Here is a 23582-nt window from a genome sequence, read left to right on the forward strand (position 1 = left end):
CGGGCAATGCTATTCATGGAACTGACCCCTATCCTCACCGTCGCGGCCAAGGAGTTCCGCGACCGCATGCGCAACCGCTGGGTGCTGGCTGTGGCCCTGGTGTTCACCGTGTTCTCGCTGGTCATTGCCTACTTTGGCGGCGCCCAGCAGGGCCAGGTGGGCTTTCGCTCCATCGAGTTCACCATCGCCAGCCTGGTGAGCCTGGTGATCTACCTGATCCCGCTGATCGCCCTGCTGCTGGGTTTTGACGCCATCGTCGGCGAACGCGAGCGTGGTTCGCTGGACCTGCTGCTGGCCCTGCCCATCACGCGGCTGGAGCTGCTGCTGGGCAAATACCTGGGGCTGGCGCTGGCGCTGTCCCTGTCCACCGTGGTTGGCTTCGGTCTGGTGGCCGTTCTGCTGTGGCGCCACATGAATGCCAATGCGCTGTTTCACTACGGTGGCTTCATGCTGTCCTCGGTACTGCTGGGCCTGGCCTTTCTGAGCCTGGCGGTGCTGATCTCGGTATTGGCGCGCGAGCGCACGCGTGCCTCGGGCCTGGCGATTGCCACCTGGTTCTTCTTTGTGCTGGTGTTCGACCTGCTGCTGCTGGGCCTGCTGGTCACCACCGGCGGGCAGTTTGCCGGCGACAGCTTTGCCTGGCTGCTGCTGCTCAACCCGGCGGACGTGTTCCGCATCCTCAACGTGTTCTCGCTCGAGGACGTGCGCACCCTGTACGGCCTGGCCAGCGTCGTGCCCCAGTCGCTGGGCAATCCGCTGACCATGGGCGGCGTGATGGCCGCCTGGATAGCTCTGCCGCTCGCTTTGGCCAACTGGAGATTCAAGCCATGACCTGTTCCTGCATCACCCGCCGCCGCGCCCTGGGGTTCGCAGCCCTGGCGGCACTGCCCGTCAGCGCACTGCTTGCCGGCTGCGGCGACAAGGCTGCCGAGCAGCAGTCGCTGGCGCCGGTGGAGATCGACCGCAGCACCAGTTGCGAGCTCGACGGCATGCTGCTGGCCGACTACCCCGGTCCCAAGGCGCAGATCCACTACGCGGGCCAGGACAAGCCCTCCTTCTTCTGCGACACGGTGGAGCTGTTCAACACCCTGCTCGCCGGCGAGCAGGTGCGCCCCATACGCGCCGTCTATGTGCAGGACATGGGCCAGGCCCATTGGGAAGAGCCCAAGGGCCACTGGATAGACGCCAAGAGCGCCATCTACGTACTGGGCAGCAAGCGCCACGGCTCCATGGGCCCGACCATTGCCAGCTTTGCCCAGGAAGCCGACGCCACGAAATTCGCCGGCGAGCACGGCGGCAAGGTGCTGCGCTTTGGCGACATCAAGCTGGACATGGTGGATCTGAGCGGCGGCGCGCTGCACGACACGCGCATGTAAGCCATGCCCGCCGCGCCCCTGCTCCCGCCACTACAGCAGCGCCGCAGGCGCGCGCTGGCCATGGGTGCGTTGGCCGCTCTGGGCGTTCTGGCCGCCAGCACACCCTGGAGCGTGCCGGCGCTGCGCCAGATGCTGTCGCCCGAGGCACCAGCCTCGCTGGAGCCCGATGTGTGCATCGTCGCCCCGCCCACACCCTACGACCCGGCCAGCGGCCTGCCACCCACGGCCGCGCGCGCCGTACCCCCCGATGTGCGCTGCCCGGTCTGCGGCATGTTCCCGGCACGCTCGCCGCAATGGGCGGCGCAGATCATCTTCAGCAACGGCGACGCGCAGTATTTCGACTCGCCCCTGTCGCTGTTCATGTACCTGCAGGATGTGGCGCGCTACAGCCCCGGCCGCAGCAGCGGGCAGATCGCGGCCCACTACGTGACCGACGCCTCCGCACCACCGGACGGCAAGCGCACGCCCTGGGTCGATGCGCTGTCGGCCTACTACGTGCATGGCTCGTCGGCCAAGGGGCCCATGCGCGCCGGCAACCTGCCAGCCTTTGCAACACGCGCCGCGGCCGATGCCTTCGCCGAGCGGCGTGGCGGCGTGGTGCTGGCCTTTGGTGCCATCGACGCCGCGCTGGTGGCCGAGCTCGCCAGCGGCGGCGGACATAGCCATCACCAATAATTTACTATTAAAAAAATAGCTGTCAGCGCTTTATGCATAAGCGTTAACAGCTATTTTTATCAAATAAACCTCCGGGGGGGTCCCGGCCCCCTCACTGGGCCGTGGGTTCGGCCTCCGGCACAGGTGCCTTGAACAGCGCCGCCAGCTTGCGCCTGGGCTTGATGTTGGCCGATATGCTGCCGCGTGCCGGCGCTGCCTTGGGCACCACCTCCCAGCTGGGTGGCAGGCTGTCGGCGGTGGCGGCCTCATAAGGCTTGTCGAAGAACGGGTCACGCACCACCGCCGGGGCCGAACGATAGCTGCTGCGTTCGCGGCCGCCGCGTGGCGCACCCCGGTTGTCTTCGCCATCTTCACGCCAGGCGCGTCGGCCGTCGTTGAAGCGGCCCCTGGGGCGGTCTTCCGCAAGTTCCAGCGGCTCCAGCTCGATCTTCTTCTTGATGAGCTTCTCGATGTCGGTCACCAGGCGCGTATCGCTGCTGGCCACCAGCGTCACGGCCAGGCCGGAGGCGCCGGCGCGGCCGGTGCGGCCGATGCGGTGCACGTAGTCCTCGGCGTTGAAGGGCACGTCGTAGTTGAACACCGCCGGCACGTCCTTGATATCGAGGCCGCGCGCCGCCACGTCGGTGCACACCAGCAGATCCACCTCGCCGCTCTTGAAGGCCTCCAGGGCCTTCAGGCGCTCGTCCTGGCTCTTGTCGCCGTGCAGCGCCGCGGTCTTCAGGCCGTCGCGCTCCAGGCTGCGTGCCAGTCGCGCGCAGCCGAGCTTGCTGTTGACGAAAACGAAGGCCTGCTTGAGCCCGCGCTCGGTGAGCACATGGCGGATGGCGCGGCGCTTGTCGTCGTCCTGCGCGCTGAAGAAACGCTGCTCGACGGTGGATGCCGTCTCGTTCGGGCGCGCGACCTCGATGGTCACCGGGTCCTGCAGGTAGCTGCCGGCCAGGCGCTTGATCTCGGGCGAGAAGGTGGCCGAGAACAGCAGCGTGGTACGGCTCTTGGGCAGATAGGACAGGATGCGCTGCAGGTCGGGCAGAAAGCCGATGTCCAGCATGCGGTCGGCCTCGTCCAGCACCACGTATTCGACCTGGTTCAGGACTGCGTTCTTGGCCTCGATATGGTCCAAGAGGCGCCCGGGCGTGGCCACCAGCACCTCGACGCCCTTTTTCAGCTCGATGGTCTGCGGCTTCATGTCCATGCCGCCAAACACCACGGTGCTGCGCAGCTTGGTGTACTTGGCGTACTGGGCGATCTGCTGGGCCACCTGCACGGCCAGCTCGCGCGTGGGCAGCAGCACCAGGGCGCGCACGGGGTGGCGCGCGGGCGAGGCCGAGCTGTTTTCGTGCTTGAGCAGTCGCTCGAGCAGCGGCAGCGAGAACGCCGCCGTCTTGCCGGTGCCGGTCTGGGCCGCACCCATCACGTCCTTGCCGGTCAGTACCACGGGGATCGCCTGGGCCTGGATCGGCGTCATGTTCTCGTAGCCCATGTCGGCTACGGCGCGCTTGAGCGGTTCTGCCAGCGCTAGGGAGGAATATGCTTGTGTCATCAAGCCGCTATTGTCGCACTGCAGCAAAGCAAAGCGCCAGGGCGCCGGCCGCTGCGCCCCAATCCACCCCCGAAAAGCACCGCAAAAACTACAACGCCTGCGCCTTGAAGGTGTCGCAGGCCTGCACGCTGCCGGTCTTCAGGCCCTGGGAAAACCAGCGCACGCGCTGGGCGCTGGAGCCGTGGGTGAAGGCGTCGGGGCGCACGGTGCCTGTCTGCTGGCGCTGCAGCGTGTCGTCGCCGATCTGCTGGGCGGCGTTGATGGCCGATTCGATGTCGCTTTGATCCAGCCAGTTCTTGGCCTGCTGCGAATGCCGCGCCCAGATGCCGGCGTAGCAGTCGGCCTGCAGCTCCAGGCGCACCGACAGCGCGTTCTGGTCACGCTGGCTGATGCGCCCGCGCATGCCGTCCACCTTGGCCGTGGCGCCCAACAGGGTCTGCACATGGTGGCCCACCTCGTGGGCGATCACATAGGCACGGGCGAACTCGCCGGGAGCACCCAGCTGGCGGCTCATGGTGTCGAAGAAGTCCATGTCCAGGTAAACCTTCTGGTCTCCCGGGCAGTAAAACGGCCCCATGGCGCTTTGGCCGGTGCCACAGGCCGTGGGCGTTGCGCCCCTGAAAAGCACCAGCTTGGGCTGGCGGTACTGCGCCCCACCCTGCTGGAAGATCTGGCCCCAGACATCCTCGGTGGAAGCCAGCACGGTGGAGACAAACGCCGCCTGGCGGTCATCGCCCGGCGGGCGCTGGGCCGGCGCCTGCTGCACCTGGGGCGCATCGGCGCCGGAGAGCACGCCAATGGTGGTCAGCGGGTTGATACCAAACACGCCCCAACCGATCAAGGCCAGGACTACCGTGCCAATGCCGATGGAGCGCCCGCCGCCAAAGCCGCCGCCGCCACCGCTGCTGCGGCGGTCTTCCACGTTGTCCGATTCGCGATTGCCTTCCCATTTCATTGACTGTCTCCCGTGCGCGTCAGGCGCTCAGCGGTGCATGTTACGCCCGCCATCCGCGCCTGCGCGGCACCGGCCGGCCGTACGCGAGGCTGGTCACGAAGTTCAACAAGTTTCACATTTGCGGCGCGCGGCGCTGCGGCGGCGTCATGCCTTCGGCAAGGTCACGCCATGCTGGCCCTGGTACTTGCCCTTGCGGTCCTTGTAGCTAACAGCGCATTCCTCGTCGCCCTGGAAGAACAGCACCTGGGCACAGCCCTCGCCGGCGTAGATCTTGGCCGGCAGCGGTGTGGTGTTGGAGAACTCCAGCGTCACATAGCCCTCCCACTCGGGCTCGAAGGGCGTGACATTGACGATGATGCCGCAGCGCGCATAGGTGCTCTTGCCCAGGCAGATGGTGAGCACGTCGCGCGGAATGCGGAAGTACTCCATGGTGCGCGCCAGCGCAAAGCTGTTGGGCGGAATGATGCAATAGTCGCCCTCGAAGTCGACAAAGCTCTTCTCGTCGAAGTTCTTCGGATCGACCACGGTGCTGTGGATGTTGGTGAAGACCTTGAATTCGCGCGCGCAGCGGATGTCGTAACCGTAGCTGCTGGTGCCGTAGCTGATGATCTTCTTGCCGTCCTGCTCGCGGATCTGGCCGGGCTCGAAGGGCTCGATCATGCCCTGCTGCTCGGCCATGCGCCGAATCCACTTGTCGCTCTTGATGCTCATGACGGTGATACTCCTGGCGCGCATTCTAGCGATCACTCGATCACTCATAAAAAAAGAGCTGCTCGCGCTTGACTGACAAGCGCTGCAGCCCGTTTTCATTCAAACCGCAGATTCAGGGCGTAACCGTTGCCCCGCCCTCGTACCAACGCTTGAAGGTATCCACCTCCTCGGCCGACAGCGCGCCCGGGTTGCCAAACGGCATCTTGCGCAGCTGCACCACCTGCTGGTAGATCTGCTGGGCATGGCCCTTGACCTCGTCGGGGGTGTCGAACTTCACGTTCTTCTGCGCCACGGTATTCGCGCTGTGGCAGACCACGCAATGCTTTTGCATCACCGCCTGCACCTGGCCATAGCCGGCCGGCTGGGTAGCCGCGCCAGAGGCCATTGCAGCGGCGGCCTGCGGTGCCGGCTTGAGCCAGCCCAGCACCCCCAGCAGCACCAGCACGCCCACGGTGGCATAGGGCCAGGGATGGGTGTTGCGGCCCAGCTTGAAGCCATGGCGCATGACGAAGAACTGGCGGATGGCGGCACCGGCGAACATCATCAGGATCAGCACCAGCCAGTTGAGCTCGTGGTTGTAGAGCCAGCCGTAGTGGTTGGACAGCATGGCAAACAGCACCGGCAGCGTGAAATAGGTGTTGTGCACGCTGCGCTGCTTGGCGCGCTTGCCATGCATCGGGTCGACCGGCTGCCCGGCCTTGAGCGCCGCCACCACCTTGCGCTGGCCGGGGATGATCCAGAAGAACACGTTGGCGCTCATGGACGTAGCCAGCATGGCCCCCATCAGCAGGAAGGCCGCCTGACCCGGAAAGATATGGCAGGCCAGGTAGGCCGCAATGCACACCAGCACCAGCACCATGGCGCCGACGGTGGCGTCACCGTTGGGCTTTTGGCCAAAGGCGCGGCAGATGGCGTCATACAGCAGCCAGAACACCACCAGAAAGCCCAGCGCCGCGACAATGGCCATGGAGCTGGACATCAGCGGGTTGGATGGGCTCACCAGGTAGATGCCGGCATTCCACAGGTAGGACACCGTGAGCAGCGCAAAGCCGCTGAGCCAGGTGGTGTAGCTCTCCCAGTAGAACCAGTGCAAATGGTCGGGCATCTTCGGCGGCGACACGTTGAACTTGACAGGGTGGTAGAAGCCGCCGCCGTGCACGGCCCAGAGCTCGCCGCTGACGCCGTCGCGCTTCATGCCCTCGTCCTCGGGCGGCGTGAGGCTGCTGTCGAGAAAGACGAAATAGAACGACGAGCCGATCCAGGCGATGGCGGTGATGACATGCAACCAGCGCAGCAGCAGGTTGGCCCAGTCCAAAAGGTAGCTTTCCATAGTGTCTCAACCTCGGCAGGCGTTCGTGGCCTGCCCGAAAGCTGCTCACCACTGCGGGTGCTCTGAGCAGAAAAACAATGGGCCGCGCACCTTGGCATGAAGCTACCGAGACACCGCTGCGACCGACTTTGTGGACATTAAGTGTATGCAGTTTTTGCCGCCAACTCCACGGGCGGAAACCCGGGATTTCCCGAAGTGGGTTGTATTAGTTTGTGCCAAGCCGCTGCAACAGCTGCGCCGCCACGGCCACGGCGATCACCTCGGGCTCTTTGCCGGTGATGCCAGAAACGCCGATCGGACAGGTCACCTGGGCCAGCTCCCGATCGGAGAACCCGCGCGCCTGCAGGCGATGCGAGAAGGTGGCCCATTTGGTGCGGCTGCCGATCAGGCCGATGAAGGGCAGGTCGGCGCGCTCGCGCTGGCGCGCCAGGCAGGCGGCGACGATGTCCAGATCCTCGGCATGGCTGAAGCTCATGATGAGCACCATGGACTGCGGCGCCAGCTCGGGCACGGCGGCCTGCACCGGGTGGGAATGCTCGCACAGCGTGTCCGCATCCACCTGGGCCGGGAACACCTCATCGCGGCTGTCTATCCAGTGCAGGGCAAATGGCAGCGGCGCCAGCACGCGCGCCAGCGCATGGCCCACATGGCCGCCGCCAAACAGCGCCACCGGCTGCAGCCGCGGCGCCAGGCGCTGGCGCAGGGCCGGCGCATCGGCCGCATCCACGCACTCGAAACGCAGATGCACCACGCCACCGCAGCATTGCCCCAGGCTCGGGCCCAGTGCCTGCCGCAGCAAAGGCGGGCGCGCCGGCAGGCCGGCCAGATGCTCGGCCAGGCGTTCGCGCGCCTCCTGCATGGCCTGCAGCTCCAGATGGCCGCCGCCTATGGTGCCCAGCGCCGGCGTCTGTCCCATGAACAAAGCCATCCAGGCACCCACCTCGCGCGGCACCGAGCCTTGGGTAGACTCCACCGTCACCAGGCACGCGGGGGTGGTCTTGATGCGCTCCAGCAGACTATTCAATGCCGCCACTCGTGGCCTCCCGTCAGCCATGTACCAAGACTGCGCGCCACAGCATAGCGCCACCCACCATGCCTTTGAAACCGTCCAACACCCCGCGCCATGCCAGGCGCCCCTGGTGGCTGCCCGCCAGCCTGATGGCGGCGGTGGCCGCCATCGTGGCGGCCTGCAAGTCCGGCCCCCAGCCTCCGCCAGCACAGGATGCGCCGCCGCCCCAGCCAGTCGGCACGGCGGCCGGCCCGGTGCGCAGCTCGGCCGCCGCCACGCCGCGCGCCTACCGCAGGGACGCTGCCAGCCACCTTTACGGCCTGAACCCGCAGCGCATCTACAAGGGCAAGCTGCCGCCACTGCTGTACGCGATTGGCGTGCTGGAGGTGGACATAGACCGCATGGGCCGCGTGTCCGCCCTGCGCTGGATGCGCGCACCGCGCCACGCGCCGGAGGTGATCCGCGAGATCGAGCGCACGGTGCGCGCCGCGGCGCCCTTCCCCGTGCCCGCGCGCATGCAGCGCGTGACCTACACCGACACCTGGCTGTGGGACAAGTCGGGGCACTTTCAACTCGACACGCTGACCGAGGGGCAGCTCTGAAGCGTCACGAGCCGCGGTAGGTCGAGTAGCTCCACGGGCTGACCAACAGCGGCACGTGGTAATGCTGGTCGGTATGGGCCACGCCAAAGTCCAGGCTGACCTGGTTCAGAAAATTGGGCTCGGGCAGCTGCACGCCGCGCGCCTTGAAGTAGCCCGCCACATCAAAGGTCAGGCGATAGGTACCGGCCTTCAGGCTGTGGTTGTCGAACAGCGGCGCATCGGTGCGCCCATCGTGGTTGAGCACCAGGCTCTTGAGCAAGGTGGCCTGGTCGCCCTGGGTGGCATACAGCGCAACGGCCATGCCCGCAGCGGGGCAACCATGCATGGTGTCTAGAACGTGGGTGCTGAGGCCCATGGTGTGTCTCCTGAAAACATTGACAGCGCCAAGCGTGGCGCCGTCAAAGTGTATACAACTTTTGTACGCTGTTGCCAGGTTTTGATTGGGCGTTTACCCTGCAGCCCTTCACATCCAAGGAGACATCGATGCAGCTTCGCCCCACCCTACTGGCCGCCAGCCTGGCGCTGGCTCTTTTCGGCCTGGCCGGCTGCGGCAGCACGCCGCAGCAGCCATCGGCAGCCGCCACGGCCCAGCCCGGCGCAGCGCAGGCTGCCGCTGCGGCGTATGACTTCGACATGGACATCTTCCATCCGGTGGTCGCCAGCAACGGCATGGTGGCCAGCGAGCAGGAACTGGCCTCGCGCATCGGCCTGGACATCCTGAAGAGCGGCGGCAACGCCGTCGATGCCGCCGTGGCCATGGGCTTTGCGCTGGCCGTGGCCCTGCCGAACGCCGGCAACATCGGCGGCGGCGGTTTCATGATGGTGCACGACGCGAAGACGGGCAAAAGCGTGGCACTGGACTTCCGCGAGGTCGCGCCCGCCAAGGCCACGCGCGACATGTACCTGGACGCCCAGGGCAAGGTGATCGATGGCAAGTCGCTCTACACCCACTACGCCGTGGGCGTGCCCGGCACGGTGGCCGGCATGGAGCATGCCCTGAAGCGCTGGGGCACGCTGCCGCTGTCCAAGGTGGTGGCGCCGGCCGTGGCGCTGGCGGACAAGGGCTTTCCCGTCAGCGAGACCCTGGCCAAGATCCTGCAGCAGGAACAGAAGAACATGGGCCGCTGGCCCGCCACCCAGGCCATCTTCTGGAAGAACGGCGCGCCACTCAAGCGCGGCGACCTGCTCACGCAAAAAGACCTGGCGCAGTCGCTGCGGCTGATTGGCGAGCAGGGCGCCAAGGCCTTCTACGAGGGCGCCATCGCCCAGAAAATAGCCGCCGAGATGGCTCCGCATGCCGGCGCGCTGTCGCTGCAGGATCTGAAGAACTACAAGGTGGTCGAGCGCGAGCCCGTGCGCGGCAGCTACCGCGGCTACCAGATCGTGACCATGCCGCCGCCGTCATCTGGCGGCGCGCACCTGATCCAGATCCTGAACATGATGGAGCGCTGGCCCATGAACCAATGGGGCGTGAACAGCGCGAAAAGCATGCACCACATGGCCGAGGGCATGAAGCTGGCCTATGCCGACCGCGCCGAATACCTGGGCGACCCGGACTTCGTGAAGGTGCCGCTCAAGGGCCTGATCTCCAAGCGCTACGCCGATCAGCTGGCCGCCGGCATCAACGCCACGCAGGCGCGCAGCGCAAAGGACATCAAGCCCGGCAAGCCCCAGCCGTATGAGAGCGACCAGACCACGCATTACTCGGTGGTGGACAAGGCCGGCAACGCCGTGGCCGTGACCTATACGCTGAACACCAACTTCGGCAGCGGCATCGTCGCCAAGGGCACGGGCATCATGCTGAACAACGAGATGGACGACTTCTCGGCCAAGCCCGGCGTGGCCAACGCCTATGGCCTGGTGGGCGGCGAGGCCAACGCCGTGGCCGCCGGCAAGCGCCCGCTGTCGTCGATGACGCCCACGCTGGTGCTCAAGGACGGCAAGCCCACGCTGGTCACCGGCAGCCCCGGCGGCGCGCGCATCATCACCACGGTGCTGCAGACCGTCGTCAACACCATTGACTTCGGCATGAACCCGGCAGAGGCCGCCGCCACGCCGCGCTTTCACCACCAGTGGACGCCCGACGAGCTGCGCATAGAAAAGGGCTTCAGCGCCGACACGCTGGCGCTGCTGCGCCAATGGGGGCACAACGTGGCCGTGAAACCCTCCATGGGCCGCACGCAGACCATTCAGATCCGGGACGGCATGCTGTATGGCGCGTCCGACCCGCGCAACCCGGACGGGCAGACGCTGGGCTATTGAGGCGAGGCGCGCCCAGCACAAAGGCCGCACCCACCGGGCGCGGCCTTTTTTTGCGTCAGTTGGGAATCAGGCCGGCGCCTTCTGGCCGACCTCGAAATTCGCCATCTTCTCCAAAGCGCGCACCATGCCGGAATGGTCCCAGGCCGCGCCGCCATGGGCCACGCAGCTGTTGAACAGCTCCTGCGCCTGGGCCGTGTTGGGCAGCGAGACGCCGAGCTGGCGCGCGCTGGACAGGGCCAGGTTCAGGTCCTTCTGGTGCAGGGCGATGCGGAAGCCCGGATCAAAGGTGCGCTTGATCATGCGCTCGGCATGCACCTCCAGGATCTTGGACGAGGCAAAGCCGCCCAGCAGGGCCTCGCGCACGCGCGCCGGGTCCGCGCCGGCGCGGGACGCAAACAGCAGCGCCTCGGCCACGGCCTCGATGTTCAGGGCGACGATGATCTGGTTGGCCACCTTGGCGGTCTGGCCGTCGCCATTGCCGCCGACCAGGGTGATGTTCTTGCCCATCTTCTCGAACAGCGGCTTGACGCGCTCGAACACGGCATCGGGCCCGCCAACCATGATGGACAGGGTGGCGTTCTTGGCGCCCACCTCGCCGCCCGAGACCGGGGCGTCCAGGTACTGCGCGCCCACGGCCTCGATGCGCTTGGCGAAATCCTTGGTGGCCACGGGGGAGATGGAGGACATGTCCACCACCACCTTGGCCGCGCTGCCCTTCAGGCCCGCCGCCACGCCATCCTCGGCGAACAGCACGGCCTCCACGTCAGGGGTGTCGGGCAGCATCAGAAAGACGATGTCGGCGCGCTCGGCCACGCCGCGCGCCGTGGTGCATTGCGTGGCGCTGCTCTCGGCCAGCGCCGCGGGCAGCTTGCTGCGGGTGTGGATGAACAGCTGGTGGCCGGCGGCGATCAGGTGGCCACACATGGGCGCGCCCATGATGCCCAGGCCGATGAAACCGAGCTTGAGGGGGGATGAGGTCATGTGGTTTTCTCCTTGTCTCTTGGAATAATCAAAATATATAGCTGCTTGCGCTTATCAGGCGGGCGCTAGAGCCTTTTTTCCTGCCAATTTTTCCAGCCACCCCAGGCCGGCCTCGGTACCCTGGGCGGGCTTGTACTCGCAGCCCACCCAGCCGGCGTAACCGATGCGGTCGAGGTGCGCGAACAGGAAGGGGTAGTTGATCTCGCCCGTGCCCGGCTCGTTGCGGCCGGGGTTGTCGGCCAGCTGCACATGGGCGATGCGCGCCAGGTTCTTCTGCAGCGTGGCGGCCAGCTCGCCCTCCACGCGCTGGGCGTGGTAGATGTCGTACTGCACGAAGGCGTTGTCGGCGCCCACCTCGTCGAGGATGGCAATCGCCTGATCCGTGCGGTTCAGGTAGAAGCCCGGAATGTCGAAGGGGTTGATGGGCTCGATCAGCAGGCGCAGCTTGGCCATCTTCAGCGCGGCGGCGGCAAAGCGCAGGTTCTCGACAAAGGTACGGCGCAGCACGGCGGCGTCCACGCCGGCCGGGGCCTTGCCGGCCAGGCAGTTGAGCTGCGGCACGCCCAGGGCGTGGGCATAGCTCACGGCCTTGGCCACGCCGGCACGGAATTCATCCACGCGCTGCGGGTCGCAGGCGATGCCGCGCTCGCCGGCATCCCAGTCGCCCGCGGGCAGGTTGTGCAGCACGATCTGCAGGCCGGTGGCATCCAGGCGCTCCTTGATCTCCTCGACCGTGTGGGCGTAGGGGAAGAGGAACTCCACGGCTTCAAAACCGGCCTGGGCGGCGCGCTCGAAGCGATCGAGGAAGGGCACCTCGGTGAACAGCATGCTGAGGTTGGCGGCAAAACGGGGCATATCGGGTCTCCAGTCAAAAAAATACGTCAATCGAGCATGGCCAGCGCGCTGGGCACGTCGGCGCCGCTCAGGGCCAGCTCCTCGAACTCGACCACATTGTCGATCTCGGCACCCATGGAGATATTCGTCACCCGTTCCAGGATGCATTCGATGACCACGGGCGTCTGGTGCTCGGCCATCCAGGCCTCGGCCTGGGTCATGGCGGCGGCAAAGTCCTCGGGGCGGTGCACGCGAATCGCCTTGCAGCCCAGGCCCTCGACCACCTTCACATGGTCCACGCCGTAGCCGCGCGCGGCCTCGCCCTCTTCCATGTTGATATTGTCAAACGCCAGCTGCACGCAGTAGTCCATGGAGAAGGCGCGCTGCGACTGGCGGATCAGGCCCAGATAGCTGTTGTTGACCAGCACATGCACATAGGGCAGCTTGAACTGCGCGCCCACGGCCAGCTCCTCGATCATGAACTGGAAGTCGTAGTCGCCCGACAGGGCCACGATCTTGCGCGTCGGGTCGGCCACGCGCACGCCCAAGGCGGCCGGCGTGGTCCAGCCCAGCGGGCCGGCCTGGCCGCAGTTGATCCAGTGGCGTGGCTGGTAGACATGCAGAAACTGGGCGCCGGCAATCTGCGACAGGCCTATGGTGGAGACATAGGTCGTGTCCTTGGGCAGGTTGCGGTTCATGCACTGGTAGACGCGGTGCGGCTTCATCGGCACGTCGTCGTAGTGGGTCTTGCGCAGGTAGTCCACGCTGTTCTTGCGGCCCTGGCATTCGGCCACCCAGCTGCCGCGATCCTTGAGCTTGCCGGCGGCCTTCCACTCCTTGGCCACGGCGACGAACTGCTCCAGGGCGGCCCCGGCGTCGGAGACGATGCCATAGTCGGGCGCGAACACGCGGCCGATCTGCGTGGGCTCGATGTCCACGTGCACGAACTTGCGGCCCTTGGTGTAGACCTCGACCGAGCCCGTGTGGCGGTTGGCCCAGCGGTTGCCGATGCCGAACACGAAGTCCGACGCCAGCATGGTGGCGTTGCCATAGCGGTGGCTGGTCTGCAGGCCGCACATACCGGCCATCAGCGGGTGGTCGTCGGGGATGCTGCCCCAACCCATCAGCGTGGGGATCACCGGCACATTCAGGATTTCGGCCAGCTCGACCAGCAGCTCGGATGCATCGGCGTTGATCACGCCGCCGCCCGAGACGATGAGCGGACGCTCGGATGCGTTGAGCATGGCAATCGCCTTCTCGGCTTGCTTGCGCGATGCGGCCGGCTTGTAGGCGGGCAGCGGCTCGTAGGTGTCGATGTCGAATTCGATCTCGGCCAGCTGCACGTCGATGGGCAGGTCGATCAGCACCGGGCCGGGGCGGCCCGAGCGCATCAAATGAAAGGCCTGCTGGAAGGCGCGCGGCACCTGGGCCGGCTCCAGCACCGTGGTGGCCCACTTGGTGACCGGCTTGGCGATCGTGGCGATGTCCACCGCCTGGAAGTCCTCCTTGTGCAGGCGGGCACGCGGCGCCTGGCCGGTGATGCACAGGATGGGAATCGAGTCCGCGCTGGCCGAGTACAGGCCGGTGATCATGTCGGTGCCGGCCGGGCCGCTGGTGCCTATGCAGACGCCGATGTTGCCGGCCACGGCACGGGTATAGCCCTCGGCCATGTGGCTGGCGCCTTCCACATGCCGCGCCAGGATATGGCCTATGCCGCCATGCTCCCTCATCGCCGCGTACAACGGATTGATGGCGGCACCGGGCACGCCGAACGTGACGCTGACACCCTCTTTTTCGAGCACCTTGACGGCGGCTTCGATCGCTTTCATTTTGGCCATGGCCTATCTCCTTGAAGTGGGTGCAACTTTAGGCAAACCGGCACCATGGCGGAAGGCCACGGGAGACCATAGAATTTATTCCGTGTTGGAATAAACAAGGAAGATGCAATGGACAGACTGGACGCCATGCACATGTTTGTGCGGGTGGTGGAGACCGGCAGCTTTACCCAGGTGGCACGCGAATTCGCCACCACCCAGCCCACCGTGACCAAGCAGGTCGCGGCCATGGAGGCGCGGCTCAAGGTGCGCCTTTTGAACCGCAACACGCGCGGCGTGAGCCTGACCGAGCCGGGCACGCTGTACTACGAGAAATGCAAGGCCATCGTCAGCGACGTGGCCGAGGCCGAGAACGTGGTCCAGGTGCGCCAGCACCAGGTGCAGGGCCAGCTGCGCATAGGCAGCTCGGTGGCCTTCGGGCGGCGCGTGGTGATCCCGCTGGCGCTCGACTTCATGCAGCACAACCCCCAGGTCGAGGTGGACCTGAGCTTCGAGGACCGCTACACCGACCTGGTGGCCAACGGGATAGACGTGGCGCTGCGCCTGGGCAAACTGGCCGACTCCACGCTGGGCGCACGCACCCTGGGCGTGAACCCCTGGGTGCTGGTGGCCTCGCCCCACTACCTGAAGAAGCACGGCACGCCGCGCCGCCCCTCGGATCTGAAGGAGCACGCCACGCTGATCTACAGCAGCGTGCAGGGCAATGACGTCTGGCGCCTGCGCAATGCCAGCGGCGAGGCGGTATCCGTGCCCGTCAGCGGACGACTGCGCTCGAACAATCTCTCGGCCCTGCTGGCCGCGGCACGCGCGCACATGGGCATCGCCGCCCTGCCCTGGTATGTGGCCCATGACTCGCTGGCGGCGGGACGCGTGGTCGAGGTGCTCAAGACCTGCCGCCTGCCCGAGCAGGAGATTCACGCCGTCTACCCCTCGCCACGCCTGGTGCCGCAGAAGGTGCAGGCCTTCATCGCCTTCCTGCAGGGACGCTTCGGTAGCACCTGGTGGGAACAACTGCCCAAGGGCGGATGACACCTGGGACTACACAAGCGCGCCCCACTCGTTCTCCTACCAGTCCACTGCGTTGTAAGTCTTGCTACAGGCGTGCTTCCTAGAATCCGCGCGTCAATGCTGCACTGCACAATTTCGTGCGCAGCCGATGCCATTGATGGAGTCAGGTTTATGTCCAACCCCTTGTATGAAAACATCAAGCGCGACCCGCGCTACGCGCAGTTGGTGCGCGAGCGGGCGCGCTTTGCCACGACGCTGGCCTTGCTGGTGATTGCCGTGTTCTTTGGCTTTGTGCTGCTGGTGGCCTTCCAGCCGCAAGTGATTGCGCTGCGCCTGTTCGAGGGCAGCAATCTGACGCTGGGCATTGCCCTGGGCTTTACCCAGTTTGTGTTCTTCTGCGCCCTGACCTGGGTCTATGTGCGCCGCGCCAACAGCGACTTTGATGCGCGCAACGCCCAGATCGTCGCCGACGCCATGAGGAAGACAGCATGATACAGCGCCCTATTTCTCTCGCCTGCCGCAGCGCTGCGGCCCTGTCCTTGCTGCTGCCGGCACTGGCCATCGCCGCCCCGGACCTGGGCGCCACACAAAAGCAGCCGCTGAACTGGCACGCCATTGGCATGTTCTTCGTCTTCGTGCTGATGACGCTGGGCATCACCTACTGGGCGGCCGGCCGCTCCAAGTCGGCGTCCGACTTCTACACCGCCGGCGGCGGCATCACCGGCAAGCAAAACGGCCTGGCGATTGCCGGCGACTTCATGTCGGCGGCCACGCTGCTGGGCCTGACGGCCATGATCTATGGCGACGGTGTCGATGGCTACATCTACATGGTGGCCTTCTTCGTCGGCTGGCCCATCATTTTGTTCTTGATGGCCGAGCGCCTGCGCAACCTGGGCAAGTTCACCTTTGCCGACATCACCGCCTACCGCCTCTCCCAGGGCCCGGTGCGCACCATGGCGGCCGTCAGCTCGCTGACCGTGGTGTGCTTTTACCTGGTGGCGCAGATGGTCGGCGCCGGCCAGCTCATCAAGCTGCTGTTCGGCCTGGACTACAACGTGGCCCTGGTGGTCGTCGGCGTGCTGATGATGGTGTATGTGATCTTCGGCGGCATGGTCGCCACCACCTGGGTGCAGATCATCAAGGCCTGCATGCTGCTGGCGGGCGGCACGGCCATCATGCTGCTGGCCTTCTCCCAGTTCGGCTTCAGCCTGGACACCCTGCTGACCAAGACCATGGAGGTGCACAAGCTGGGCGCCAACATGCTCTCGCCCGGCAAGCTGCTGGCCGACCCGGTGACGGCCCTGTCCATGGGCCTGGGCCTGATGTTCGGCATCGCCGGCCTGCCGCATATCCTGATGCGCTTCTTCACCGTGACCAACGCGCAGGAGGCGCGCAAGTCGGTGTTCTATGCCTCCGGCATCATCGCCTTCTTCTTCAACGTGATCGCCATCATGGGCCTGTGCGCCATCGTGCTGGTGGGCACCAATCCCGACTTCTTCGAGGGCGGCGTGGTCGGCGGCAAGCTGATTGGCGGCGGCAACATGGTGGCCCTGCACCTGGCCAAGGCCGCGGGCGGCAACCTGCTGCTGGGCTTTTTGTCGGCCGTGGCCTTTGCCACCATCCTGGCGGTGGTGGCGGGCCTGGCGCTGGCAGGTGCCTCGGCCATCTCGCACGACCTGTATGCCCGCGTGATCATGAAGGGCCAGGCGAGCGAGGCCAAGGAAATCCGCGTCTCCAAGATGGCCACCCTGGGCCTGGGCGTGGTCGCCGTGCTGCTGGGCATGGCGTTCGAGAAGATGAACGTGGCCTTCATGGTGGCGCTGGCCTTTGGCGTGGCCTCCTGCGCCAACTTCCCCGTCCTGCTGATGTCCATGTACTGGAAGGGCCTGACCACGCGCGGCGCGCTGGTGGGCGGCTACACGGGTCTCATCAGCTCGGTGCTGTTCGTGCTGTTCTCCAAGTCGGTGTGGGTGGATGTGCTGGGCAACAAGGCCGCGCTCTTCCCCTACACCCAGCCGGCGCTGTTTGCCATGCCGCTGGCCTTCCTGGCGATCTATGTCTTCTCCAGGCTGGACAGCAGCGCCCAGGCCGACAAGGAGCGTGCGGCATTTGATGACCAGTACGTGCGCGCGCAGACCGGCGTGGGCGCCGCCAGCGCCGCTGCACACTGATGAAGCAGCCCGGGGACGGCAAGCGTCCCTGGGCGCCTACAACACCAGGATGGCGCGAAAGTCGTTCACATTGGTGTTCGTAGGCCCGGTGAACACCAGATCGCCCAGAGGTTCGAAAAAGCCATAGGCATCGTTGCGATCCAGGTGGTCGCCGATGCGCTGGCCGTTTTGTGCCGCGCGCGCCAGGGTGTCGGGTGCCACGCGGGCGCCCGCGTTGTCCTCCACGCCGTCTATGCCGTCGGTGTCGGCCGCCAGCGCCCAGACACCCTCCTGCCCCTGCAGCGCCTGGGCCAGGCCCAGGCAGAACTCGCCGGCACGCCCGCCGCGCCCCTTGGCGGCGCCGGGCTGCCTGGGGCGTATCGTGACCGTGGTTTCCCCGCCCGAAAGAATCACGCAGGGCCGCGCAAACGGCTCATCGCGCCGGGCCACGGCGCGCGCCAGCGCCGCATGCACCTTGCCCACCTCGCGCGACTCGCCCTCGATCTCGTCGGACAGGATATGCGCCGCAATGCCCGCGGCCTGCGCCGCCCGGGCCGCGGCCTGCAGTGACTGCTGGGGCGTGGCGATCAGGTGCACCTGGTGACCGGCAAAGCGCGCGTCACCGGGCTTCGGGGTTTCCAGCGCGCCAGCCTGCAGCGCGGCGCGCACGGCATCGGGCACGGCAATTTGGTAGCGCTGCAGAATTGCCAGCGCGTCGGCGCAGGTTGAGGCATCGGCCACCGTGGGCCCGCTGGCGATGATGGAGGGGTCGTCGCCCGGCACGTCGCTGATGGTCAGCGTGACCACCCGGGCCGGGTGGCAGGCGGCGGCCAGGCGGCCGCCCTTGATGCGCGAGAGATGCTTGCGCACACAGTTCATCTCGCCAATGGCGGCGCCGCTTTCCAGCAAGGCCTGGTTGATGCGCTGCTTCTCTGCCAGATCCAGACCCTCGGCCGGCAGGGTCAAGAGGGCCGAGCCGCCGCCAGAGATCAGGCACAGCACCAGATCGTCCTCGGTCAGCCCTTGCGTCAGCGCCAGCATGCGCTCGGCAGCCAGCAAGCCGGCGGCATCCGGCACGGGGTGAGCGGCCTCAACGAGTTCGATACGCTGCGCCAGCCCCTCGGGGCGCGGCGGAATATGGTGGTAGCGCGTAACCACCAGGCCGGACAGCGGCGCCTCCTGCGGCCACAGCGCTTCAAGCGCCTGGCACATCGAACCGCCGGCCTTGCCGGCGCCCAGCACCACGGTACGGCCCTTCGGAACCGGCGGCAGATGCTGCCCCATGCTGTGCAGCGGCTGTGCGCGCTGCACCGCCACGCGGTACAGGTCGAGCAGAAAGACCTGGGGGTTTGCGATGGGCGTGTACGGTGTCGCGGTCATGGCGTTGTGTCTCCTGCCGGACATTATCGAAGCACGCATTCCGCGCAAACCCTGCAGGCAAGTCAAAACTGCTTCGCCCTCAATCCAGCGATACCTTGGCGTCCTTGACTAGTTTGGCGAAGCGCGCCGTGTCATCCCTAATCTGCCGCGCCATCTGCTCGGGCGTGTTACCGATGGCGTCAGCGCCTATGTCGTCCATCTTCTTGCGGAACTCGGGCGAGTGGATGATCCTGACCATGTCCGCATTCAGGCGTGTCACCACCTCCCTGGGCGTGCCCGCGGGCGCAAGCATGCCGAACCAAGTGCCCATGTCGAAGCCCTTGAGGCCCGCCTCGTCGAGCGTGGGCACATCGGGCAGCGCCACCGAGCGCCTGGCCGTGGTCACGGCCAGCGCGCGCAGCTTGCCGGCCTTGATGTGGGGCAGCACCGGCGTGACGGTGTCGAACGACATGCTGATCTGTCCGCCCAGCAGGTCGGTGGTCAGCGGACCGCTGCCTTTGTAGGGCACGTGCAACAGCTCAACGCCGCCCATGCCCTCGAACTGCGCGCCTATCAGGTGCTGGCCCGTGCCCGTGCCGTTGGAGCCGTAGGTGAGCTTGCCGGGCTGGGCCTTGGCGAGCGCCAGCAGCTCCTGCACGGTCTTGGCGGGCAGTTGCGGGTTCACGACCAGCACGTTGGGAACCAGGGCCACGGTGGTGATGGGGGTCAGGTCCTTCTCGAAGTCGTAGCCCAGCTTGCGATAGACGCTGGTGGCGATGGTGTGGTGCACCGCGCCCATGAGCAAGGTGTAGCCATCGGGCTTGGCCTTGGCCACGTAGTCCGCGCCCAGCGTGGCGCCGGCTCCAGGCTTGTTTTCCACCACCACGGGCTGGCCCAGGGTCTTGGACAGCTCCTGTCCTAGCGCGCGCGCCAGCACGTCGGTCGTGCCGCCGGCCGGGAACGGCACGATGATGCTCACCGGCCGGCTTGGCCAGACCTGCGCCCAGGCAGATGGCAATGCCAGCCCCGCTGCGGCTGCGGCCAGGGTGCCCAGCAGGGCGCGTTTACTCCAATGCGTCATGGTGTGTCTCCTTATGGTGTTGTCACGGTGGGGATTCAGGCCACCACTGCGCTTGAAGCCACGGCGCTCGACGCCAGATAGCGGCAGACCGCGTCCGTCACCTGGCGCGTGGTGGCCCTGCCGCCCAGGTCGCCCGTGTGCAGAGCCGGGTCGGCCGTCACCTGCTCCACCGCGCACATCAGGCGCTGCGCGGCGGCCTGCTCGCCCAGGTGCTCCAGCAGCATCACGCAGCTCCAGAACGTGCCCACGGGATTGGCCAGGCCCTTGCCCATGATGTCGAAGGCCGAGCCGTGGATGGGCTCGAACATGCTGGGGTAGCGGCGCTCGGGGTCGATGTTGCCGGTGGGCGCGATCCCGAGGCTGCCGGCCAACGCCGCGGCCAGGTCGCTCAGGATATCGGCGTGCAGGTTGGTGGCGACTATGGTGTCCAGCGTGGCCGGGCGGTTGACCATGCGCGCGGTGGCGGCGTCCACCAGCTCCTTGTCCCACTGCACATCGGGGAACTCCTGGCCGATCTGCGCGGCGATCTCGTCCCACATCACCATGGCGTGGCGCTGGGCGTTGCTCTTGGTGATGACGGTGAGCAGCTTGCGCGGACGCGACTCTGCCAAGCGGAAGGCAAAGCGCATGATGCGCTCCACCCCGGCGCGGGTCATCATGCTCACGTCGGTGGCCGCCTCCAGCGGGTGGCCCTGGTGCACGCGGCCGCCCACGCCGGCGTATTCGCCCTCCGAGTTCTCGCGCACGATGACCCAGTCCAGATCCTGGGGGCCGCAGCGCTTGAGCGGCGCGTCGATGCCCGGCAGGATGCGCGTGGGCCGCACGTTGGCGTACTGATCGAAGCCCTGGCAGATCTTCAGGCGCAGGCCCCACAGCGTGATGTGGTCGGGAATGTGCGGGTCGCCCGCCGATCCGAACAGGATGGCGTCCTGGTTCTTGAGCTCGTTCAGGCCATCGGTGGGCATCATCTCGCCGTGCGCGCGGTACCAGTCGCCGCCCCAGCCGTAGCTAGTGAACTCGAAGCCCAGGCCGGGCTGCGATGCGGCCAGGGCCTGTAGCACGGACTGGCCTGCGGGAATGACTTCCTTGCCAATGCCGTCGCCGGGAATGCAGGCAATGCGATAGGTCTTGCTCATGGGAATGCTCGCTCCTTGGTAGAAATCCGGGCCACGCGATGCCGTGGCATGAACCCCGAATCTATCCATGGAAGGCAGGCCTCGAATGCCGCTAAAGTAATGCCATTGTTCACTTTCATTCAACAATGAGCACCCCTTCGACCGCCCCTTCGGAGATGGCCTTCTTCAGCCTGCTGGCGCGCTGTGCAAGCCTGTCGGCCACCGCGCGCGAACAGGGCATCAGTACCGCCGCGGCCAGCAAGCGCCTCGCGCAGATGGAATCGCGCCTAGGTGTGCAGCTCGTCAGCCGCACCACGCGACGATTGCATTTGACGGCCGAGGGGGAGACCTACCTACAGCACGCGCGCCGCATCCTGGCGGAAATCGACGCCATGGAGCAGCTCGTGGCCGACATGCAGTCGGAGCCCCAGGGGCTGCTGCGCGTGAACGCCACGCTGGGTTTCGGGCGCAGCCATGTTGCGCCGCTGGTGCCGGCCTTCGTGCAGAGCCATCCGCAGATCCAGCTACAGCTGCAGCTTTCTGTGCAGCCACCGCCGCTGGCGGACGACGCGTTCGACGTGTGCATCCGTTTCGGCGAGCCGCCCGATGCCCGCGTCATCGCGCGGCGCATCGCCCCCAACCGGCGACTGCTGTGCGCCGCCCCCGCCTACCTGGCCCGCCGGGGCATGCCCGCCCGACCGGCGGATCTGCAGCAGCACGATTGCATTGACATACGCCAGGGCGATGATGCCTACGGCGTCTGGCGCTTCGTGGGGCCACACAGGCTGGAATCCATCAAGCTGCGCAACCACCTGAGCACCAACGACGGCGAGATCGCGGTGAACTGGGCACTGGCGGGCTTGGGGCTCGTGATGCGCGCCGAGTGGGACATCGCCCGCTACCTGCGCAGCGGGCGACTGGTTCAGGTGCTGCAGGACTGGCAAACGCCGCCGGCCGACATCCACGCCGTATACCCGCAGCGACATGCCGCCACCGCGCGAGTACGCTCCTTCGTGGAGTTCCTGGCACAGCATTTCAGCGAGTCGGCGCCAAAGTTCTAAATACGGTTCACAAAAACTGTATACAAACCAGTGTTCCGCCGCTAAGATGGTGCGCATGGAAACCTCCACCACCAGTTTCATCGTCGAGAACCTGACCCGCGCCATCGTGGAGCACCGCCTGTTGCCCGGCACCAAGCTGGCCGAGCAAAAGCTGGCGGATCACTTTGGCGTCTCGCGCACGCTGGTGCGCCAGGCCTTGTTCCAACTGTCGCAAAACCGGCTCATCAAGCTGGAGCCGGCGCGCGGCGCATTCGTGGCCACGCCCTCGGTGGCTGAGGCGCGCCAGGTATTCGCCGTGCGCCGCATGCTGGAGGCCGAGATGGTGCGCGCCTTCATGGCCCAGAGCACGCCGGCCAAGATCCGCAGCCTGCGCCAGCATGTGGCCGCCGAGAAAAAGGCCATGGAGCGCGAGGACGTAGGCCAGCGCACCGAGCTGCTGGGCGACTTTCATGTGCGCATGGCCGAGCTCATGGGCAACGAGGTGCTGGCCCAGCTGCTGGGCGAACTGATCTCACGCTGCGCCCTGATCACGCTGATGTACCAGTCCAACGTGGCCGCCGAGCATTCGCACGACGAGCATGCCGACATCGTCGAGGCGCTGGCCGGCGGCAACGCCGACCATGCCGTGCAGCTCATGCGCCAGCACCTGGACAACGTCGAGGCGGGCCTGACCTTCGACCGCGACGTTCCGACCAGCGACCTTTCCATGGCCCTTTCTGCCTGAGAACTGCAGCACGCTCCAACACCATGACCTACGACGCCACTGCCCCCTACCCCCGCGACCTGATCGGCTACGGCCGCACGCCCCCGCAGCCCCAGTGGCCGGGCCAGGCGCGCGTGGCCGTGCAGTTTGTCCTCAACTACGAGGAAGGCGGCGAGAACTGCGTGCTGCATGGCGACGCCGCCAGCGAGCAGTTTTTGTCCGAAATGTTCAACCCGGCCGCCTACCCCGAGCGCCACATGAGCATGGAGGGCATCTACGAATACGGCTCGCGTGCCGGCGTGTGGCGCATCCTGCGCGAGTTCGAGCGCCGCGGCCTGCCGCTCACCGTCTTTGGCGTCGCCACGGCGCTGCAAAGACACCGCGATGTGACGGCCGCGTTCACCGAGCTGGGCCACGAGATCGCCTGCCATGGCCTCAAATGGATCCACTACCAGGGCGTGCCCGAGGAGGTGGAGCGCGCCCACATGGCGGAGGCCATGCAGATCATCCAGGGTCTGACCGGCAGCCGCCCGCTGGGCTGGTACACGGGCCGCGACAGCCCGCGCACGCGCCGCCTGGTGGCCGACCATGGCGGCTTCGAGTACGACAGCGACTACTACGGCGACGACCTGCCGTTCTGGATGAAGGTCCAGAAGACCGACGGCAGCGCCGCGCACCAGCTCATCGTGCCCTACACGCTGGACGTGAACGACATGCGCTTTGCGCTGCCCCAGGGCTACTCGCACGCCGACCCGTTCTTTCAGTACATGAAGGACAGCTTCGACGCCCTGTATGCCGAAGGCGACCCGGCCGGCGACAACGCGCCCAAGATGATGAGCATAGGCATGCACTGCCGCCTGCTGGGCAAGCCCGGACGCATCACCGCGCTGCAGCGCTTTCTGGACCATATCCAGGGCCACAACAAGGTCTGGATCTGCCGGCGCATCGACATCGCGCGCCACTGGAAAGAGCGCTTTCCCGCACCAATTTTGTAA

23 protein-coding genes are annotated in these 23582 nt (G+C 66.4%); 11 read left to right on the top strand and 12 right to left on the bottom strand.

The genetic code is table 11. The annotated features are described in order from the left end of the window. Positions 1–15 precede the first annotated feature (15 nt). The 3 genes from P4826_RS07210 to P4826_RS07220 are packed head-to-tail and all read left to right on the top strand — an operon-like array spanning position 16 to position 2051. Positions 16–831 (top strand): ABC transporter permease, encoded by an 816-nt coding sequence (locus P4826_RS07210; protein ID WP_317703176.1) that lies wholly within the window; start codon positions 16–18, stop codon positions 829–831. After that, positions 828–1376: a nitrous oxide reductase accessory protein NosL gene (locus tag P4826_RS07215; protein ID WP_317703177.1), complete on the top strand. Its 549-nt coding sequence runs from the start codon at positions 828–830 to the stop codon at positions 1374–1376. Before P4826_RS07210 ends, P4826_RS07215 begins: the two co-directional genes overlap by 4 nt. A 60-nt stretch (positions 1377–1436) precedes the next feature. Next, on the top strand, positions 1437–2051 hold the full coding sequence (locus tag P4826_RS07220) for a nitrous oxide reductase accessory protein NosL (RefSeq protein WP_425605258.1): 615 nt from the start codon (positions 1437–1439) through the stop codon (positions 2049–2051). 91 nt (positions 2052–2142) lie between these two features. Here the strand turns inward: P4826_RS07220 and P4826_RS07225 are convergent, their stop codons facing one another. From P4826_RS07225 to xdhC, 5 genes are all read right to left on the bottom strand, one after another. Then, the gene (locus tag P4826_RS07225) at positions 2143–3591 is read right to left on the bottom strand and encodes a DEAD/DEAH box helicase (protein WP_317703178.1); all 1449 of its coding nucleotides are present in this window, start codon (positions 3589–3591) and stop codon (positions 2143–2145) included. A gap of 88 nt (positions 3592–3679) precedes the next feature. Next, positions 3680–4546 (bottom strand): KPN_02809 family neutral zinc metallopeptidase, encoded by an 867-nt coding sequence (gene ypfJ, locus P4826_RS07230; protein ID WP_317703179.1) that lies wholly within the window; start codon positions 4544–4546, stop codon positions 3680–3682. 144 nt (positions 4547–4690) lie between these two features. Further along, positions 4691–5257: a dCTP deaminase gene (gene dcd, locus P4826_RS07235; protein ID WP_317703180.1), complete on the bottom strand. Its 567-nt coding sequence runs from the start codon at positions 5255–5257 to the stop codon at positions 4691–4693. 112 nt (positions 5258–5369) lie between these two features. Next, positions 5370–6587 (bottom strand): urate hydroxylase PuuD, encoded by a 1218-nt coding sequence (locus P4826_RS07240; RefSeq protein ID WP_317703181.1) that lies wholly within the window; start codon positions 6585–6587, stop codon positions 5370–5372. 205 nt (positions 6588–6792) lie between these two features. Further along, entirely contained in the window at positions 6793–7620 is an 828-nt protein-coding gene (xdhC, locus tag P4826_RS07245; RefSeq protein ID WP_317703182.1) for a xanthine dehydrogenase accessory protein XdhC, read from the bottom strand. 125 nt (positions 7621–7745) lie between these two features. On the opposite strand from xdhC, the gene P4826_RS07250 reads away from it, so the two are divergent. Continuing rightward, positions 7746–8198 (top strand): hypothetical protein, encoded by a 453-nt coding sequence (locus tag P4826_RS07250; RefSeq protein WP_317703732.1) that lies wholly within the window; start codon positions 7746–7748, stop codon positions 8196–8198. Between the two features lie 4 nt (positions 8199–8202). On the opposite strand, the gene uraH is transcribed toward P4826_RS07250, so the two are convergent. Next, positions 8203–8553 (bottom strand): hydroxyisourate hydrolase, encoded by a 351-nt coding sequence (gene uraH, locus P4826_RS07255; RefSeq protein ID WP_317703183.1) that lies wholly within the window; start codon positions 8551–8553, stop codon positions 8203–8205. 128 nt (positions 8554–8681) lie between these two features. On the opposite strand from uraH, the gene ggt reads away from it, so the two are divergent. Then, positions 8682–10460 carry a gamma-glutamyltransferase gene (gene ggt, locus P4826_RS07260; RefSeq protein WP_317703184.1) on the top strand — a complete coding sequence of 593 codons (1779 nt, stop codon included), beginning with the start codon at positions 8682–8684 and terminating at the stop codon, positions 10458–10460. A gap of 66 nt (positions 10461–10526) precedes the next feature. Here ggt and P4826_RS07265 read toward each other — a convergent pair whose 3' ends face one another. From P4826_RS07265 to gcl, 3 genes are read right to left on the bottom strand one after another with little or no spacing between them, the layout of a single operon-like run. After that, positions 10527–11441, bottom strand: a complete 915-nt coding sequence (locus P4826_RS07265; RefSeq protein WP_317703185.1) for a 2-hydroxy-3-oxopropionate reductase — start codon at positions 11439–11441, stop codon at positions 10527–10529. 54 nt (positions 11442–11495) lie between these two features. After that, positions 11496–12296, bottom strand: coding sequence for a hydroxypyruvate isomerase (gene hyi / locus P4826_RS07270; protein ID WP_317703186.1), 801 nt, complete (start codon positions 12294–12296; stop codon positions 11496–11498). 26 nt (positions 12297–12322) lie between these two features. Continuing rightward, complete coding sequence (gene gcl / locus P4826_RS07275) at positions 12323–14113, bottom strand: glyoxylate carboligase (protein ID WP_317703187.1); 1791 nt, start codon at positions 14111–14113, stop codon at positions 12323–12325. 108 nt (positions 14114–14221) lie between these two features. On the opposite strand from gcl, the gene P4826_RS07280 reads away from it, so the two are divergent. The 3 genes from P4826_RS07280 to P4826_RS07290 all read left to right on the top strand — a co-directional run bounded on the left by P4826_RS07280 (position 14222) and on the right by P4826_RS07290 (position 17289). Further along, complete coding sequence (locus P4826_RS07280; RefSeq protein ID WP_317703188.1) at positions 14222–15139, top strand: LysR family transcriptional regulator; 918 nt, start codon at positions 14222–14224, stop codon at positions 15137–15139. 150 nt (positions 15140–15289) lie between these two features. Further along, the gene (locus P4826_RS07285; protein ID WP_317703189.1) at positions 15290–15610 is read left to right on the top strand and encodes a DUF485 domain-containing protein; all 321 of its coding nucleotides are present in this window, start codon (positions 15290–15292) and stop codon (positions 15608–15610) included. After that, complete coding sequence (locus P4826_RS07290; protein ID WP_317703190.1) at positions 15607–17289, top strand: cation acetate symporter; 1683 nt, start codon at positions 15607–15609, stop codon at positions 17287–17289. The genes P4826_RS07285 and P4826_RS07290 overlap by 4 nt, the downstream gene beginning before the upstream one ends. A 36-nt stretch (positions 17290–17325) precedes the next feature. On the opposite strand, the gene P4826_RS07295 is transcribed toward P4826_RS07290, so the two are convergent. From P4826_RS07295 to P4826_RS07305, 3 genes are all read right to left on the bottom strand, one after another. Then, a complete protein-coding gene (locus tag P4826_RS07295; protein WP_317703191.1) occupies positions 17326–18648 on the bottom strand; it encodes a glycerate kinase type-2 family protein in 1323 nt (440 codons plus the stop codon). A 79-nt stretch (positions 18649–18727) separates the two neighbouring features. After that, a complete protein-coding gene (locus P4826_RS07300) occupies positions 18728–19708 on the bottom strand; it encodes a Bug family tripartite tricarboxylate transporter substrate binding protein (RefSeq protein ID WP_317703192.1) in 981 nt (326 codons plus the stop codon). Positions 19709–19743: 35 nt separating this feature from the next. Continuing rightward, positions 19744–20844, bottom strand: coding sequence for a tartrate dehydrogenase (locus P4826_RS07305; protein ID WP_317703193.1), 1101 nt, complete (start codon positions 20842–20844; stop codon positions 19744–19746). Between the two features lie 125 nt (positions 20845–20969). Here P4826_RS07305 and P4826_RS07310 point away from each other — a divergent pair, with 125 nt between their 5' ends. Genes P4826_RS07310 through puuE form a run of 3 tightly spaced genes read left to right on the top strand, consistent with a single transcriptional unit; the run spans position 20970 to position 23582 of the window. Continuing rightward, complete coding sequence (locus tag P4826_RS07310) at positions 20970–21884, top strand: LysR family transcriptional regulator (protein WP_317703194.1); 915 nt, start codon at positions 20970–20972, stop codon at positions 21882–21884. 55 nt (positions 21885–21939) lie between these two features. Then, positions 21940–22608 carry a GntR family transcriptional regulator gene (locus tag P4826_RS07315; RefSeq protein ID WP_317703195.1) on the top strand — a complete coding sequence of 223 codons (669 nt, stop codon included), beginning with the start codon at positions 21940–21942 and terminating at the stop codon, positions 22606–22608. A 23-nt stretch (positions 22609–22631) separates the two neighbouring features. After that, the gene (puuE, locus tag P4826_RS07320) at positions 22632–23582 is read left to right on the top strand and encodes an allantoinase PuuE (protein WP_317703196.1); all 951 of its coding nucleotides are present in this window, start codon (positions 22632–22634) and stop codon (positions 23580–23582) included.

Origin of the sequence: Diaphorobacter limosus (genome assembly GCF_033100095.1) — a bacterium.
Lineage (GTDB): Bacteria > Pseudomonadota > Gammaproteobacteria > Burkholderiales > Burkholderiaceae_C > Alicycliphilus > Alicycliphilus limosus.

What these genes read in the sequence shown, in the direction of transcription:
- P4826_RS07210 (WP_317703176.1), top strand. Translation starts at nt 16, where the DNA reads ATGGAACTGACCCCTATCCTCACCGTCGCGGCCAAGGAGTTCCGCGAC.
- P4826_RS07215 (WP_317703177.1), top strand. Translation starts at nt 828, where the DNA reads ATGACCTGTTCCTGCATCACCCGCCGCCGCGCCCTGGGGTTCGCAGCC.
- P4826_RS07220 (WP_425605258.1), top strand. Translation starts at nt 1,437, where the DNA reads ATGGGTGCGTTGGCCGCTCTGGGCGTTCTGGCCGCCAGCACACCCTGG.
- P4826_RS07225 (WP_317703178.1), bottom strand. Translation starts at nt 3,591, where the DNA reads ATGACACAAGCATATTCCTCCCTAGCGCTGGCAGAACCGCTCAAGCGC.
- ypfJ (WP_317703179.1), bottom strand. Translation starts at nt 4,546, where the DNA reads ATGAAATGGGAAGGCAATCGCGAATCGGACAACGTGGAAGACCGCCGC.
- dcd (WP_317703180.1), bottom strand. Translation starts at nt 5,257, where the DNA reads ATGAGCATCAAGAGCGACAAGTGGATTCGGCGCATGGCCGAGCAGCAG.
- P4826_RS07240 (WP_317703181.1), bottom strand. Translation starts at nt 6,587, where the DNA reads ATGGAAAGCTACCTTTTGGACTGGGCCAACCTGCTGCTGCGCTGGTTG.
- P4826_RS07250 (WP_317703732.1), top strand. Translation starts at nt 7,746, where the DNA reads ATGGCGGCGGTGGCCGCCATCGTGGCGGCCTGCAAGTCCGGCCCCCAG.
- uraH (WP_317703183.1), bottom strand. Translation starts at nt 8,553, where the DNA reads ATGGGCCTCAGCACCCACGTTCTAGACACCATGCATGGTTGCCCCGCT.
- ggt (WP_317703184.1), top strand. Translation starts at nt 8,682, where the DNA reads ATGCAGCTTCGCCCCACCCTACTGGCCGCCAGCCTGGCGCTGGCTCTT.
- P4826_RS07265 (WP_317703185.1), bottom strand. Translation starts at nt 11,441, where the DNA reads ATGACCTCATCCCCCCTCAAGCTCGGTTTCATCGGCCTGGGCATCATG.
- hyi (WP_317703186.1), bottom strand. Translation starts at nt 12,296, where the DNA reads ATGCCCCGTTTTGCCGCCAACCTCAGCATGCTGTTCACCGAGGTGCCC.
- gcl (WP_317703187.1), bottom strand. Translation starts at nt 14,113, where the DNA reads ATGGCCAAAATGAAAGCGATCGAAGCCGCCGTCAAGGTGCTCGAAAAA.
- P4826_RS07280 (WP_317703188.1), top strand. Translation starts at nt 14,222, where the DNA reads ATGGACAGACTGGACGCCATGCACATGTTTGTGCGGGTGGTGGAGACC.
- P4826_RS07285 (WP_317703189.1), top strand. Translation starts at nt 15,290, where the DNA reads ATGTCCAACCCCTTGTATGAAAACATCAAGCGCGACCCGCGCTACGCG.
- P4826_RS07290 (WP_317703190.1), top strand. Translation starts at nt 15,607, where the DNA reads ATGATACAGCGCCCTATTTCTCTCGCCTGCCGCAGCGCTGCGGCCCTG.
- P4826_RS07295 (WP_317703191.1), bottom strand. Translation starts at nt 18,648, where the DNA reads ATGACCGCGACACCGTACACGCCCATCGCAAACCCCCAGGTCTTTCTG.
- P4826_RS07300 (WP_317703192.1), bottom strand. Translation starts at nt 19,708, where the DNA reads ATGACGCATTGGAGTAAACGCGCCCTGCTGGGCACCCTGGCCGCAGCC.
- P4826_RS07305 (WP_317703193.1), bottom strand. Translation starts at nt 20,844, where the DNA reads ATGAGCAAGACCTATCGCATTGCCTGCATTCCCGGCGACGGCATTGGC.
- P4826_RS07310 (WP_317703194.1), top strand. Translation starts at nt 20,970, where the DNA reads ATGAGCACCCCTTCGACCGCCCCTTCGGAGATGGCCTTCTTCAGCCTG.
- P4826_RS07315 (WP_317703195.1), top strand. Translation starts at nt 21,940, where the DNA reads ATGGAAACCTCCACCACCAGTTTCATCGTCGAGAACCTGACCCGCGCC.
- puuE (WP_317703196.1), top strand. Translation starts at nt 22,632, where the DNA reads ATGACCTACGACGCCACTGCCCCCTACCCCCGCGACCTGATCGGCTAC.